The organism is Dysgonomonas sp. PH5-45 (genome assembly GCF_029893235.1).
Classification (GTDB): Bacteria; Bacteroidota; Bacteroidia; order Bacteroidales; family Dysgonomonadaceae; genus UBA1309.
The window spans coordinates 39,396-54,845 of record NZ_JARXWE010000019.1 but is presented as its reverse complement, the minus strand read 5'-3'; the positions used below and the strand labels follow the sequence as shown (position 1 = coordinate 54,845).

Sequence of the window (15,450 nt, the reverse complement as noted above, 5' to 3'; positions counted from 1 at the left end):
CGGATTTTTTCGAATCTTGTCGTATTTCATTTGTGATTAGTAAATCACAAAGGTATGTAAAAGAACGCTTTAATAAACTATTAAATATAAACTCTTATGAAAAAAAGATAACCTATTTTATGGTTATCTTTTTTTATGTATTACACCCACATCAAATCGCTCATAATACGGTCGGACAAGAAAATACCGTTTTGCGTGAGGTACAACCTATCGTTTTCCAGCCTCAACATATTACTTTGCAGATAGGCTTCGGCATTAACCAAACAGTAATCGCGGCGTTCCGCTCCGAATCGTTTCACCAATTCATTCAGGTCAACACCCCACATCGTGCGCAAGCCTGTCAGAATAAATTCGTTATAGCGCGTATCCCTATCAAGGGATTCTACCTCAACGTATGGTTTTCCTTCGTCAATACCTTGCAGGTATCGGGCTATTGACGCCACGTTAAAACTACGGTTCTCGCCATTGAAAGAATGTGCGGCAGAACCTAAACCCAGATACGCTGTACCTTGCCAGTACGAACTGTTGTGACGGGAATAAAAATCGGGCTTGGCAAAGTTCGATATTTCGTAATGCATGTAACCTGCCTCCCGCAAACGGTCTATCATTACGGAAAACATCTGTACGCTGGTTTCTTCGTCAACCGATGTTATTTTACCTGCTTGTTGCAAATCGTGAAGAGCAGTACCTTCTTCATAAATAAGATGGTAGGCCGAAATGTGCCGGACGTTCAGTTCAACAGCTTGCTCCAAATTGGCTTTCCAGATGTCTAACGTCTGATTAGGAAGCCCATATATCAGGTCGATACTTATATTACTGAATCCTGCCTCTTTGCTCTGTTCAACAGCTTTGATGGCTTGCTGTGCCGAATGGCGGCGATTAAGGAAAGAAAGTTCCTTGTCGTTAAAAGACTGGATACCTATACTAATACGATTTATGCCCAAATTTTTGATTGCCGACAGGTAATCTGGATTCAAGTCATCGGGATTAGCCTCTATCGTTATCTCCGGCAACGCGGTTAAATCGAACTGGGATTTTATTGCTTTCAGAATATCACCTATTTCGTTAACGTTCAGTTGCGAAGGCGTTCCCCCTCCAAAATAGATAGTTTCTACCGGTTCATTTTTCATGTAATCTTTACGTAATTCTGCTTCACGGCAAACGGCATCGACATACTGCCTGCGTACTCCCATATCGGTCTGAGAGAAAAAATCGCAATATATGCACCTCGTTTTGCAGAAAGGAACATGAATGTAAATACCTGCCATCGGTTGCCTCCTTGCTTCTATATCAGTTATTCGTACATCTTATCTATCAAGTCTTTGTACTTTTCTGATACTTGTTTGCGTTTTATTTTCAAGGTATTTGTCAGATCACCATTCTCGATAGAAAAAGGCTCGGGGAGCAGAGTGAAGCGTTTAATTTTTTCGTACGACGCAAAATTGGCTTGCAACAGCTCTATATGGGCTGCAAACATTGCCTTCACTTCTCGTTTTTCGAGCAAGTCTTCCACCCCTGTATATTCAATCTTGTTTTCGTCCGCCCATTTTTCCACAGCATCGTAATTGGGCACTATCAGAGCACTTACAAACTTCCGCTCGTTGCCTATAACAGCTATCATTTCGATGAAGTGGTCTTCGCTCATCTTGGTTTCTATGGCCTGAGGGGCTATATACTTACCATTGGCCGTTTTAAAGAGGTCTTTGATACGGTCTTTCAGCATCAGTACTCCCGTCGGGGACAATTCGCCCGAATCGCCTGTGCGGAAAAATCCATCTTCGGTAAACGCAGCTGCGGTTTCTTCGGGTTTCTTATAATATCCCTTCATAAGAGTTTTTCCCTTCACCAAAATCTCTTCGTTGTGGGGGTCTATCTTAACTTCCAAATCGGGCATAACCGTTCCTACGGAGTTCAACACAAAGTGTTTTTGCGGATAGCATGTAACCGTTGCATTGGTTTCGGTAAGCCCGTAACCGATTATCAGAGGGATATCGACCGACTGCAAAAACTCATTGATGGCATCCGAAAGAGCCGCTCCCGCACAGGGGAACATCTTACCTTTTTCTATCCCCAAAACATACTTCAAGGCAAAATAAATGGTTTTGCTATAAATAGCAAACTTAATGCGGTTGCCGATAGGCCCCTTTAAGCCATTATTCTTGTAGTCGAGGTTGTGTCTGCGCCCTGTCCTTATAGCATCGCGGTATATCCACTGCATAACCTTGCCCGACGAATCTATTTTGCTGCGCACTCCATCGTAAACTTTTTCCCAAAAGCGAGGCACACTGCACATCAGCGTAGGGTGAATCTGCTTTATTGATTTTTGTATTCCCTTAGCATCCTGATTCACTGCCACCATTATCCCTTTATGGAAGCAATAGTAAGTCCATGCTTTTTCAAAAATATGCGCCAAAGGCAAAAAGTTCATTGATATATCTTTGTCCGAAAGGAAAGGAAGACGAATGTCGTGTATACGGAACACCTCCAAAAAAGAAGAATGTTCAAGTATAACGCCTTTTGGTTCGCCCGTTGTGCCCGATGTATAAATGATACAAGCTATATCTTTTTCGCTTATCTCTTTCATGCGGACGCTAACGGTTACTTCGGCGTTCGTGTTTTCGCCCGAAGCTATAAACGTATCGAACACCACCGAAGTAGTATCTTCCGGGTGCAGGGTAACGTTCTTGTCAAAAATCACCAATTGCCTGAGGCAACTTGATTTTTGTTGTATCTTAAACGCATTATTGTACTGGAATTGCTCACCAACAAAAAGGACTTCAATCTGTGCATCATTGATAATATACTCGGCCTGTGCAAGCGACGATGTGGCATAGATGGGAACAGTGATAGCACGGTTGGCATACGTTCCGAAATCCGTTACCAGATACTGATACAGGTTTTGCGAATAAATACCTATGCGGTCTTGGGGCTTCACCCCTATCTCGGCCAATGCCCATGCGGTTTTCATTACCTTATCCGAGAATTTTTCCCACGAGAGGGTTTTCCATCGTTTCTCTTTAAAGTCGCGGTACTTCATGGCCGTTTTAGAGCCATACCGGCGGCCTTGCTTATGAATCAGTTGAGCTAAATGGTGATATGTCATTTCTATTTTCCTATATGTGGTGAGTAGCTATACAAATGTATGTTTAAAAATTGTGAAAGCATAATTTCAGAAGAAGTTTTATAGTTGCCTAAACACTGGTTTGCACAACAAATAAGCGCCATTATACAAATGGGGCGTACTATAAAATGCGTATTATTTAACTTTTTATCCGTAGAGTTTCTTTATCAGGTCTTCGCGCTTTATTTTTCGCAAAGTTTTGATGATTTGCTGCTTGTTTTCCTTCTTATGCCAGAAGAAAAACTGCCGTTGAGCCAGTTTTTGTTCCTTAGTACGAGCAGTATAAACTTTTTTGAGGGTGTAGGGATGAATGCCTGTATAATAAATTTCGGTGGCAAGGGTCATTGGCGACGGGGTGAAGTCTTGCACTTGCTCCAAGTTGAAACCCATACCTTTGGTTATGGCTGCCAACTCGGCCATATCGGCTTCGGTACAGCCCGGATGCGACGAAATAAAGTAAGGTATAAGCTGTTGCCGCAACCCATTTTTCTTATTCACATCGTCAAAAATACGTTTAAACTGGTAGAATTGTTCGAAGACAGGCTTACGCATATAGTCAAGAACCTTGGCCGATGTATGCTCAGGTGCAACCTTCAACCGTCCCGACACATGATTTTTTATTAACTCGGTGGTATAGGCAGCCGACGCTTTATTTAACTTTTCGTCTTCGTTCCGGTGCAGCATCATATCGTAGCGAATACCGCTGCCAACGAACGATTTTTTAATTCCGGGCAAAGCGTCTACCGACTTGTAGACGTCAAGTAGACTGGAATGGTCTACATTCAAGTTCCGGCATATTGAGGGATGGATACACGACGGACGGCGGCATTTCATACAAACCGCCTCGTCTTTTCCCCGCATAGCATACATGTTTGCCGATGGTCCGCCCAAATCGCTCAGATAGCCCTTAAAGTCGGGCATGTGGGTTATCTGCTTCACTTCGTTCAGAATCGAGCGTTTAGAACGCGAAGCTATAAACTTGCCCTGATGGGCCGATATAGTGCAGAAGGCGCATCCGCCAAAGCATCCACGGTGCATATTGACCGAGAACTTAATCATCTCGAATGCAGGAATATGCTTGCCTTTATATTTAGGATGCGGAAGGCGGGTATAAGGAAGGTCGAAAGAGGCATCTATTTCCTTCTCCGTCATTGGCCGGTAAGGTGGGTTGATAACAACCAGCTTGCCATCGCACTCTTGTACGATACGCTGCGCCAACAACATATTAGACTGCTCTTCTACCACCCGGAAGTTTTTTGCTTGTTTAACCTTATCGGTCAAACATTCTTCGTGCGGATATAGTAATATATCTTTTTCGTTTTCGCCATAGGGTGCAATATCTTGCTTTGTAGTCAGATAAGAGGTTTGCGGAATGCTCCTCAATTGAGAGAAAGCGGTTCCTGCCCTTAACGAATCGACAATGGCTTTCAGCGGTTTTTCACCCATGCCATAAACCAGAAGATCGGCCTTAGAGTTTACAAGGATAGATTTCAAGAGTTTATCTTCCCAATAGTCGTAGTGCGTTACACGGCGTAGCGAAGCTTCAATTCCGCCCAACACAACAGGAACATCGGGATAGATGTCTTTCAATATGTTGGTGTAAACTACCGATGGACGGTCTGGCCTCATATCCGCACGGCTGTCGGGAGTATAAGCATCGTCCGACCGCAATCGCTTATTGGCTGTGTAATGGTTTATCATCGAATCCATAGCCCCTGCCGTCACACCAAAAAACAGGCGCGGTTTGCCAAGTTTACGGAAGTCACGCAAATCGTCTCGCCAATTAGGTTGAGGCACAATGGCTACTCTGAGCCCTTCGGCTTCGAGCATACGCCCGATAACAGCAGCCCCAAACGAGGGATGGTCAACATAGGCATCGCCCGAAAACAGGATAACATCCAGTTCGTCCCATCCTCTCAACTCAATCTCTTTCTTCGTGGTTGGCAACCAATCCGTTAATCTATATTCTTTCATCAATCAGGCAATAGGCTGCAAAGGTACAGCTTTTTTCAGCATCATTTCATTTCTTCACAAAATATAAGGGTAGCTCCCCCTCGGCGAAGCTACCCTACACTATAATACATAATTGATAGTACTTATTTTTATCTCCTCATTTTAGGCATCTTGCCCGCTAACTTGCCTGCTCCCTTCATTTGAGTCATCATCTTCATCATTTTGCGGGTATCATCAAACTGTTTCATCAGTTTGTTTACTTCCTGAATGGTGGTTCCACTACCCTTGGCAATGCGTTGGCGGCGTGCTCCGTTTAATATTTCGGGGCGGGTTCTTTCTTCGGGAGTCATCGAATAGATAATTGCCTCAATTCCTTTGAAGGCGTCATCGTCAATATCCATATCCTTGATCGCTTTGCCAACACCGGGAATCATCGAAGCTAAATCCTTAAGGTTACCCATTTTTTTAATCTGGTGAATCTGTGCAAGAAAATCGTTGAAATCGAATTGGTTTTTCGCTATTTTCTTTTGCAAGCGGCGTGCTTCTTCCTCGTCGTACTGCTCTTGCGCACGCTCCACAAGCGACACGATATCGCCCATACCCAAAATACGGTCGGCCATACGTTCGGGGTGGAACACATCGAGGGCTTCCATTTTTTCGCCCGTACCTACAAACTTGATAGGCTTGTTTACCACCGAACGGATTGAAAGAGCAGCACCACCACGGGTATCACCATCAAGTTTGGTAAGCACAACCCCGTCGAAGTTAAGGCGGTCGTTAAATTCTTTTGCCGTATTCACAGCATCCTGCCCGGTCATTGAGTCTACCACAAACAAGATTTCATCCGGTTTCACAGCATCTTTTATTGCCGCAATCTCGTTCATCATCTGTTCGTCGATAGCCAAACGACCCGCCGTGTCGATAATAACCACATCGTTGCCATCTTGTTTGGCTTTGCGAATGGCATTTTGAGCTATTTCTACCGGATTTTTATTCCCCTCTTCGGAGTAAACCGGAACATTTATTTGTTCGCCCAGCACTTTTAGCTGTTCGATAGCTGCCGGACGGTAAATATCGTCGGCAACGAGAAGCGGTTTTTTATTTTTTTTGGTTTTCAGCAAATTAGCCAATTTGCCGGAGAATGTAGTTTTACCCGAACCCTGCAAGCCCGACATCAAAATAATAGTCGGATTGTTTTTCAGGTCTATTTCAACAGTTGTCCCTCCCATCAAAAGAGCCAGCTCGTCGTGAACGATTTTCACCATCAACTGGGCTGGTTTTACGGCTGTGAGTACATCCTGACCGAGAGCCTTTTCCTTAACAGTTTCGGTAAACTGTTTGGCTGTCTTAAAGTTTACGTCGGCATCCAAGAGGGCACGGCGAACGTCTTTCAATGTTTCGGCTACGTTTATCTCGGTGATTTTGCCTTCACCTTTCAGCAGTTTAAATGAGCGGTCTAATCTGTCGCTTAAATTCTCAAACATAATCGTTTCGGTATCTTTATTTTATCGTAGTTACTTAAATATGACCGCAAAGATAATAAATTCGGTAGAATTTCGGGAATCGCTGAGCTTTGTATGTACAAGAAAAAATCCTTTGAATACATTTTTCAAGAATATGTACCCAAAACAACTTTGTATAAACCACAAAAAGGGTCGAACGCCTCAAATGCACTACGGGTAAATATCGACACACTTTTACCGAAAGCCTTCCTTCTTTTTTTGACATTTTGACTACTAAACCACCATCCATCACCCTTAATTTATAACTTCTTAATAACATATCTTTTTTAGAAGCACAAACATTGGTTATTTGACAAAAAATTAAGAACTTTGGGGGCTAAATTAATATTCTATACACCAATGAAAGAAATAAGAACATTCGATGAGCTTACAGCTCACCTAAAATCGTTAAAAACAAGAAAAAAAATAGCCGTAGTATGTGCTTATGACGAACATACAGAATATGCCGTAAGCCGTGCTTTGGACGAAAATATAGCTGAAATAGTTCTCCTTGGCGATGCCGACAAAACAAAAGACTATCCTCTTCTGAAAAAACACGCGCAGTATGTTACCGTTGTTGACATTAAAGATTCGGACGAAGCCGCTGCCGAAGCCGTACGCATGGTTCGCGACAATGAGGTGGAAATTCTGATGAAAGGTATCATCAACACCGACAACCTGTTACGTGCCATCCTCAACAAAGAAAAAGGAATCCTACCCAAAGGTAAAGTACTTACTCACCTTGCGGTAATGGAAATACCGGCATACGACAAGCTATTATTCTTCCTCGATGCTGCCGTAATCCCCTACCCTACACTGGAACAACGTATCGAGATGATTAAATATGCAGTAACCGCTTGTAACCAGTTCGGTATTGAAGAACCTAAAGTTGCGTTGACGCACTGCACAGAAAAAGTGAATCCTAAATTCCCTTTCACTCTCGATTACGAAACACTGAAAGAAATGGCAAAGGCCGGCGACTTCGGCAAAGTGATAATGGACGGACCGATGGACGTAAAAACAGCTTGCGACAGCGAAAGCGGCGACATCAAAGGTATAGCCTCTCCTATTAACGGACAAGCCGACATACTGATGTTCCCTAACATCGAATCGGGCAACACCTTCTATAAATCGATGACACGGTTTGCCAAAGGCGAAATGGCCGGAATCCTGCAAGGACCTTCTTGCCCCATAGTTCTTCCTTCAAGAAGCGACCACGGGTTGTCTAAATATTACAGTATAGCCCTTGCCTGCCTGAATTCTAACAAATAAGTAAGTATTATATCTAAACTAAATATCATTTAAAAATATAACATGAAAATCTTAGCAATCAATCCGGGATCTACATCCACCAAAATAGCTGTATTCGACAACATGAAGGTAGTATTTAAAGCTACCCTGCGCCATAGCGGTGAAGAGCTTGCGCCCTTCAATACGGTTATAGACCAATACTCGTTCCGCAAGGATTTAATTATAAATCAGTTGAAAGAAGGAAATGTTCCTTTCGAATTTGATGCTATAATAGGTCGTGGCGGCTTGTTTAAACCAATCCCCGGAGGTGTATACGAAGTAAATGATGCTATGATTCGTGATATAAAAAACACCGAAAGACATCACGCCAGCAACTTGGGCTGCCTGATAGCTTCTGAAATGGCTAAAATGTTGCCCAATTGCAGGGCTTTCATTGCCGATCCGGTTGTTGTTGACGAACTGAATGATATTGCACGCATATCGGGTTCACCCCTTTTGCCAAAGGTTTCGATATTCCATGCTTTGAACCAAAAAGCTATTGCCCGTCGTTACGCTTCGGATATAAACAAAAAGTACGAAGACCTCGACCTTATTGTGTGCCACATGGGCGGCGGTATCTCTACCGGAGTACATGCCAAAGGCCGGGTGATTGACGTAAACAACGCTCTTGATGGCGAAGGTCCATTCTCGCCCGAACGTTCAGGCACATTACCTGTTCAGGCATTAGCCGATTTGTGTTTCAGCGGAAAATACACACACGATCAGGTGAAGAAAATGATAGTTGGCAACGGTGGCCTGATGGCACACTTGGGATTAAACGACTTGATAGAAATAGAAAAAAATATAGAAAACGGCGACAAAAAAGCCGAAGAAGTTATGGACGCAATGTCGTACAACATTGCAAAAAGCATCGGGGCGGCTTCGGTTGTTCTGAAAGGTAAAGTAGACGCAATCATCCTTACCGGAGGGGCTGCCTACTCCGACTTTATCGTTCCGCGTGTTACGGATGCCGTTTCGTTTATCGCTCCCGTTAAAGTTTATCCGGGCGAAGACGAATTGGAAGCCTTGGCATCGAATGCCGAAGGTGCGCTCAACGGCAGCCTGTCTATCAAAGAATATAAATAATAAACATATACACACAGTTAAGCCTTCCGAGAACTATGATAAACAAAGAACTGATAAACCCGAAGAGCATCGTCGTTGTTGGCGGGTCTAACAACATACTTAAAGCCGGAGGCAGCTCTCTGGATAATATACTTAAAGGCACTTTCAGTGGCGATCTGTATGTAGTCAATGCCAAAGAAGACCTTGTGCAAGGAGTAAAAAGCTACCGTTCGGTAGACGACTTGCCAAACGTCGATATGGCAGTGATATCTATCCCTGCGAAAGTCTGCTTGCCGGTAATAGACACGCTTGTAAACAAAAAGGGTGTTAAGGCTGTGATTGTTTTTTCGGCGGGTTTCAGCGAAGAAACTCCCGAAGGAGCAGAACTCGAAAAACAATTGCTCGATATTGTAAACAAAGCCGGAGTATCGTTGGTAGGGCCAAATTGCAGCGGAGTTATCAATGTTCACCACCAAAGCATGTTTACCCGCCCCGTGCCGGAAATGAATGTAAATGGGGTTGACATGGTTTCGAGTTCGGGGGCAACAGCAACATTTATTTTCGAGTCGGCCTCCCGTGTAGGGTTACGCTTCAACTCCGTTTGGTCGGTAGGTAATACCGCGCAGATAGGAATAGAAGACGTTCTTCAATACTGGGACGAAGGCTTCGACCCAGAAACAAGTTCGAAGGTAAAACTTGTATATGCCGAAACACTAAAAGCACCCGACCGCTTCCTGAAACACGTTTCGTCTCTAAGACAAAAAGGATGCCAAGTGGTTGCCATTAAATCGGGTACTACCGAATCGGGCAGCCGTGCCGCATCGTCGCACACCGGAGCAATCACCAGTTCCGATTCGGCTGTCGATGCACTGCTTCGCAAAGCGGGAGTTATCCGTTGCTATTCGCGCGATGAATTGGCAAACGTAGCGGCAGCTCTTACATTGCCTCAATTGAAAGGCAAGAAGATAGCTATAATTTCGCACGCAGGAGGCCCGGCGGTAATATTGACTGATGCCCTGTCGAAAGTAAACATAGATGTACCCGAAATGCCCAAAGAAGCGGCAGCCTTGCTTAAACCACAATTGCTACCCGGTAGTGCTGTGATGAATCCTATCGACATATTAGGAACTGCGGCAGGCCGTCATCTGGAAATAGCTATCGACCACTGCATAGAGCATTTTAAGGAAATCGACGGAATAGCCGTGATTTACGGAAACTCTGGCGTGACCGATGTTGCGGAAGCATACAATGTGCTTAGTAAGAAAATAGAAACGAGCCCTATCCCCATCTACCCTATCCTACCGTCAGTTCATACGGCGGCACAGGAGATAAAAGACTTTGTAGATAAGGGGCACGTAACCTTTGTTGACGAATGCAACCTTGCTGATGCCTTGGGCAGAATTGTAGCATGTCCGGCTCCGGCAACAAGCCAAATCGAGAACTTGGATGTTGATGTTCCTGCTATCAGACAAATCATTGATTCGATTGAAGGCGACGGATATATTTCGCCGGAAGACGTACGCCGATTGCTGAAAGCTGCGGGAATACCCAATGTAGAAGAATTTGTATCGGACAACAAAGAGGCTGTTCTCAACTTTGCCGAACAAGCCGGATTCCCTGTCGTTGCAAAATGCGTGGGTCCTGTTCATAAATCGGACGTAGGTGGCGTGGTTCTAAACATTAACTCGCGCGAGCAACTTGGTGCTGAGTTCGACCGGTTGATGCAGATTAAAGATGCTACTTCGGTTATGGTTCAGCCTATGCTATCGGGCACAGAGTTATTTATCGGTGCTACTTACGAACCTACCTTCGGACACGTTATTCTTTGTGGTTTGGGTGGTATCTTTGTTGAAGTGCTGAAAGACGTATCGTCAGGCCTTGCTCCTTTGAGTTTTGCCGAAGCATCGTCTATGATAAAATCGTTGCGGGCTTACAAAATCATCGAAGGCGTACGCGGACAGAAAGGACTGAACGAAGAATTATTTACCGAAATTATAGTTCGCTTTTCAATCATGCTTCGCCATGCGGTTGAAATTAAAGAAATGGATATCAATCCGCTTTTGGCAAACGACAAGAAAGTGATTGCCGTAGACGCACGTATCAGAATAGAAAAATAAACACTTCTTTATATCAATTAAACGAGGCTGTCTCACAATGATGAGATGGTCTCTTTTCCTATAAATAGGTCCTTCGCCTTTGGGATGACTAATATAGGAATCATCAAACTTCACTGCAGCTCCAAATGTTGCTATATTTAAAATGTATGTCGACTCCGTGAAATTTTACTTCAACACGATGGTTAACGGCCTCATCTTTCCGTTCAGATTCTCAATCAGATTAGTGGTGTAAATAATCTTACGGATTTCAAGGGGAAAGTCATAGAATAAGGTCTATTCATCCCAATTATTGCGCCACAAACGGATGGCATAGGACAGTGTACAACGAATCGACCAAATACAACAGAGGCTATCCACTTTTGGGACAGCCTCTGTAATATTATTATCTAATTAGTAAATAAAGCTCTAATTATTTTACAAGTACTTTATAGCTTGCGGCTGTATTATTGCTTGTTACCTTCACAATAAACAAACCTTTTGGAGCACTGATTTCATTGTGTCCTTCGGCCAATTCCGCACGTTTCACTAATACTCCGGATGCATCATAAACTTCAACAGACGAAGATGATTCAACATCCACACATATATTGTTGTTTATAGCATATACTACAACACCCGACTGACCTGTTTCAAAAATACCATCTGTCTCACTGATATAAGTCATAGTAGTTTTTAATACATCAGCACCTGAAAGTAATGGGAAAGTAGTATTAGTCATTTCACAATATACACTATCTGTTTGGGTTGTATAGAATGATGTTACACCATTTTCAACAGAATAGTCAGTACCTTCAGTAAGAGTTACACCTCCCTTAGTTATCCATTTGTATGTTGTAGCTTGTCCATCTATTGTAGCTTCACTGCTGAGATCTATTGCTTTAGATACTTCCGTAGCAATTTCCACTTCAGCTTGAGGAGCATACGCATAATTTACCCATGATTCTTTAGACAATGGCAAAGTACTAAATTTGAACTTATTGTTCGAAAGATCTACATTTGCCGGTGCAGTTGCGCTCAACTTACTGAAATCGAACGATGACAACTCGTTGTTTCCACAAGCGACTTTCCACAAACCAGGATAAGCATCGCCACCCAAAGTAATAGAGGTTAACTTGTTATCGTTTACTGTTATATTCTCAAGGGCTACATTATTGGTAAGGTCAAGTTCTGTCAATCCATTACCATTAACCATAAACATCTTCAGTTTTGCTTGATTTGATACATCCAAACTTGTCAATTTAGGATTAGAACGCAACATTAATGTTGTCAACTCTGTCAAGCCTGATATATCAACCGATGTAAGCTGTGCATTATCCATTGTGAGTGAAATTATTTTTGTTGTATCCGAGTAGAATTTCACTTCTTTTGTACCTACTGGAGTTACAGTAAATGTATTACCTTGGAATGATGCTTTAAGCTCTTTTTCATATACATTTCCGTCACCGGCATCAATCTTCACAAATCCACTTGAAAGTACGCTTGTGATTATTGATACAGCAGCATCCGATTCTGTGGTAAAGGCAAAGATAGGATCGCCAAGAGGAGCCTCTGCTTCCGCTTCTGTCAACGTTGTTTTCAATGTAAGATCGCCGAATGCTGTGTTTGTCATCTGGCAGTATACACTGTCTGTCTGCGCGGTAAGGAAAGTAGTGATACCACCTGCTACCTTATAATCTGTATCTGCAGTTAATGCTGTACCATCTTTCAAGAACCATGAGTAAACTGTGTTCACATCCGAAACAACAGCTTCTGAGCTTAAGTCAACTTTACTTCCGCTTTCTGCTATTCCAACTACTGCCTGTGGCTGATAAACGTAGTTTGTCCATGCTGACCCTTTTACAGGAAGAGTACTGAACTTAAACTTATTGTTTGAAAGATCTACATTTGTCAATGCTCCTAATTTAGTGAAATCCAACGATGATAATTCGTTGTTTCCACCAACCAGTTTCCACAAACCAGGATAAGCATCGCCACCCAAAATAATAGAAGTCAATTTATTATCGTTCACTGTCATATTCTCTAGGGCTACATTATTGGTAAGGTCAAGTTCTGTCAATCCATTACCATTAACAAATAAATATTTCAGTTTTGCCTGGTTTGACATATCCAAACTAGTCAGTTTTGGATTCAAGCGTATTGTTAATGTTGTTAACTCTGTCAATCCTGATATATCAGCCGAAGTAAGTTGCACATTACTCAAAGTAAGTGAAATTATTTTTGTTGTATCCGAGTAGAATTTCACTTCTTTTGTACCTACTGGAGTTACAGTAAATGTATTGCCCATCATTGATGTTTTAAGCTCCTTGTCATATACATTACCATCACCGGCGTCAATCTTCACAAATCCTTTTGAAAGTACGCTTGTGCTTATTGATATAGCAGCATCCGACTCTGTGGTAAAAGTAAGAACAGGATCGCCAAGAGGAGCCTCTGCTTCCGCTTCTGTCAACGTTGTTTTCAATGTAAGGTCGCCGAATGCAGTGTTTGTCATCTGGCAATATACTTTACTGCTTTGCTCTTTAAGGAAAGTAGTGATACCACCTGCTACCTTGTAATCTGTATCCTCTACAAGAGCCGTACCATTTTCTAGAAACCATGAGTAAACTGTGTTCACGCTCGAAACAACAGCTTCTGAGCTTAAGTCAACTTTACTTCCGCTTTCTGCTATTCCAACTACTGCCTGTGGCTGATAAACGTAGTTTGTCCATGCTGACCCTTTTACAGGAAGAGTACTGAACTTAAACTTATTGTTTGAAAGATCTACATTTGTCAATGCTCCTAATTTAGTGAAATCCAACGATGATAATTCGTTGTTTCCACCAACCAGTTTCCACAAACCAGGATAAGCATCGCCACCCAAAATAATAGAAGTCAATTTATTATCGTTCACTGTCATATTCTCTAGGGCTACATTATTGGTAAGGTCAAGTTCTGTCAATCCATTACCATTAACAAATAAATATTTCAGTTTTGCCTGGTTTGACATATCCAAACTAGTCAGTTTTGGATTCAAGCGTATTGTTAATGTTGTTAACTCTGTCAATCCTGATATATCAGCCGAAGTAAGTTGCACATTACTCAAAGTAAGTGAAATTATTTTTGTTGTATCCGAGTAGAATTTCACTTCTTTTGTACCTACTGGAGTTACAGTAAATGTATTGCCCATCATTGATGTTTTAAGCTCCTTGTCATATACATTACCATCACCGGCGTCAATCTTCACAAATCCTTTTGAAAGTACGCTTGTGCTTATTGATATAGCAGCATCCGACTCTGTGGTAAAAGTAAGAACAGGATCGCCAAGAGGAGCCTCTGCTTCCGCTTCTGTCAACGTTGTTTTCAATGTAAGGTCGCCGAATGCAGTGTTTGTCATCTGGCAATATACTTTACTGCTTTGCTCTTTAAGGAAAGTAGTGATACCACCTGCTACCTTGTAATCTGTATCCTCTACAAGAGCCGTACCATTTTCTAGAAACCATGAGTAAACTGTGTTCACGCTCGAAACAACAGCTTCAGAACTCAAATCTACCTTATTAGCCTTTTCTGCTATCACAACATCATTCTGTGGTTGATAAGTATAAGTAGTCCAGCTTGTAGCTTTTGGATGCAATGTACTAAATTTAAGATTGTTACCACTGCATACTACTTTGTTTAAATATTCATAAGGTTCAACATCAAAAATCAATGATGTTAACTGATTATTGCTACAAGAAAGAGTAGTCAATCCTCCTTTGTGCTTAGAGACATCAAGAGTTGTTAGCGCATTATCATCACAGGTTAAATACCACAGTTCTGTCAAATTACTTACATCAAGAGATGTCAATTTAGGATTCGATTTAACTGTTAGATCAATTATATTGGCTGCGATATTTGCCGGAATTTTTGACAAATCTATTGACGTAAGTTGTGCGTCACTTATGTTAATAGTTGACATTGAAATAGGATCTGCAACAAGATCCACAGCATGAATCGTTACTTGTTTCGTTCCCACAGGAGTAATTTTGATTGGTGTAGCAGGACCACCAAACCCAGAAGGCAATCTTATCTCTTCTGACAATGTTCCATCACCCGGATCAATCTTTATTCCACCCGACCCTTTTATGGTCACACTAATCTCACCTTCAGCTTCCGTGGTAAAGGAGAGAAGGGGACTCTGCGCTGATGCTACCAAGACTCCGCAAAATAGCATCAAAAAATTTAGTAATAGTTTTTTCATATAAAAATTAATTAGAAAATATATAGATAGTGTTCTACAAAAAATTTAGTATCTGTGTTCTTTACACATTAGAGGATTAGTGTATACAATTTGTCTTTAACAAATTTTGAAATAGTATTAATATCCGGATTAAAATTTATATAGTTTCAGAACGCAAAGTACAAAAAAAACTAAAAGCACTCTAAT

General features: G+C 42.1%; 8 protein-coding genes and 1 pseudogene. 3 read left to right on the top strand and 6 right to left on the bottom strand.

Annotated elements, in window-relative coordinates; translation table 11 throughout:
• Positions 1 to 140 precede the first annotated feature (140 nt).
• The 4 genes from hemW to ffh all read right to left on the bottom strand — a co-directional run bounded on the left by hemW (position 141) and on the right by ffh (position 6,558).
• On the bottom strand, positions 141 to 1,268 hold the full coding sequence (gene hemW, locus M2132_RS08120; RefSeq protein ID WP_280672859.1) for a radical SAM family heme chaperone HemW: 1,128 nt from the start codon (positions 1,266 to 1,268) through the stop codon (positions 141 to 143).
• Positions 1,269 to 1,294: 26 nt separating this feature from the next.
• Entirely contained in the window at positions 1,295 to 3,103 is a 1,809-nt protein-coding gene (locus M2132_RS08115; RefSeq protein WP_280672858.1) for a long-chain fatty acid--CoA ligase, read from the bottom strand.
• Between the two features lie 165 nt (positions 3,104 to 3,268).
• Positions 3,269 to 5,095, bottom strand: a complete 1,827-nt coding sequence (locus M2132_RS08110) for a YgiQ family radical SAM protein (protein ID WP_280672857.1) — start codon at positions 5,093 to 5,095, stop codon at positions 3,269 to 3,271.
• A gap of 128 nt (positions 5,096 to 5,223) precedes the next feature.
• Complete coding sequence (ffh, locus tag M2132_RS08105) at positions 5,224 to 6,558, bottom strand: signal recognition particle protein (protein ID WP_280672856.1); 1,335 nt, start codon at positions 6,556 to 6,558, stop codon at positions 5,224 to 5,226.
• A gap of 378 nt (positions 6,559 to 6,936) precedes the next feature.
• On the opposite strand from ffh, the gene M2132_RS08100 reads away from it, so the two are divergent.
• From M2132_RS08100 to M2132_RS08090, 3 genes are read left to right on the top strand one after another with little or no spacing between them, the layout of a single operon-like run.
• Positions 6,937 to 7,848 (top strand): phosphate acyltransferase, encoded by a 912-nt coding sequence (locus M2132_RS08100; protein WP_280672855.1) that lies wholly within the window; start codon positions 6,937 to 6,939, stop codon positions 7,846 to 7,848.
• Between the two features lie 42 nt (positions 7,849 to 7,890).
• Positions 7,891 to 8,952: a butyrate kinase gene (gene buk / locus M2132_RS08095; RefSeq protein WP_280672854.1), complete on the top strand. Its 1,062-nt coding sequence runs from the start codon at positions 7,891 to 7,893 to the stop codon at positions 8,950 to 8,952.
• 35 nt (positions 8,953 to 8,987) lie between these two features.
• Positions 8,988 to 11,048 carry an acetate--CoA ligase family protein gene (locus M2132_RS08090; RefSeq protein WP_280672853.1) on the top strand — a complete coding sequence of 687 codons (2,061 nt, stop codon included), beginning with the start codon at positions 8,988 to 8,990 and terminating at the stop codon, positions 11,046 to 11,048.
• A gap of 180 nt (positions 11,049 to 11,228) precedes the next feature.
• Here the strand turns inward: M2132_RS08090 and M2132_RS08085 are convergent.
• A pseudogene (locus M2132_RS08085) lies at positions 11,229 to 11,360 on the bottom strand (transposase); the annotation flags it as partial.
• Positions 11,361 to 11,457: 97 nt separating this feature from the next.
• A complete protein-coding gene (locus M2132_RS08080) occupies positions 11,458 to 15,264 on the bottom strand; it encodes a T9SS type A sorting domain-containing protein (protein ID WP_280672852.1) in 3,807 nt (1,268 codons plus the stop codon).
• Positions 15,265 to 15,450 lie beyond the last annotated feature (186 nt).

What these genes read in the sequence shown, in the direction of transcription:
- hemW (WP_280672859.1), bottom strand. Translation starts at nt 1,268, where the DNA reads ATGGCAGGTATTTACATTCATGTTCCTTTCTGCAAAACGAGGTGCATA.
- M2132_RS08115 (WP_280672858.1), bottom strand. Translation starts at nt 3,103, where the DNA reads ATGACATATCACCATTTAGCTCAACTGATTCATAAGCAAGGCCGCCGG.
- M2132_RS08110 (WP_280672857.1), bottom strand. Translation starts at nt 5,095, where the DNA reads ATGAAAGAATATAGATTAACGGATTGGTTGCCAACCACGAAGAAAGAG.
- ffh (WP_280672856.1), bottom strand. Translation starts at nt 6,558, where the DNA reads ATGTTTGAGAATTTAAGCGACAGATTAGACCGCTCATTTAAACTGCTG.
- M2132_RS08100 (WP_280672855.1), top strand. Translation starts at nt 6,937, where the DNA reads ATGAAAGAAATAAGAACATTCGATGAGCTTACAGCTCACCTAAAATCG.
- buk (WP_280672854.1), top strand. Translation starts at nt 7,891, where the DNA reads ATGAAAATCTTAGCAATCAATCCGGGATCTACATCCACCAAAATAGCT.
- M2132_RS08090 (WP_280672853.1), top strand. Translation starts at nt 8,988, where the DNA reads ATGATAAACAAAGAACTGATAAACCCGAAGAGCATCGTCGTTGTTGGC.
- M2132_RS08080 (WP_280672852.1), bottom strand. Translation starts at nt 15,264, where the DNA reads ATGAAAAAACTATTACTAAATTTTTTGATGCTATTTTGCGGAGTCTTG.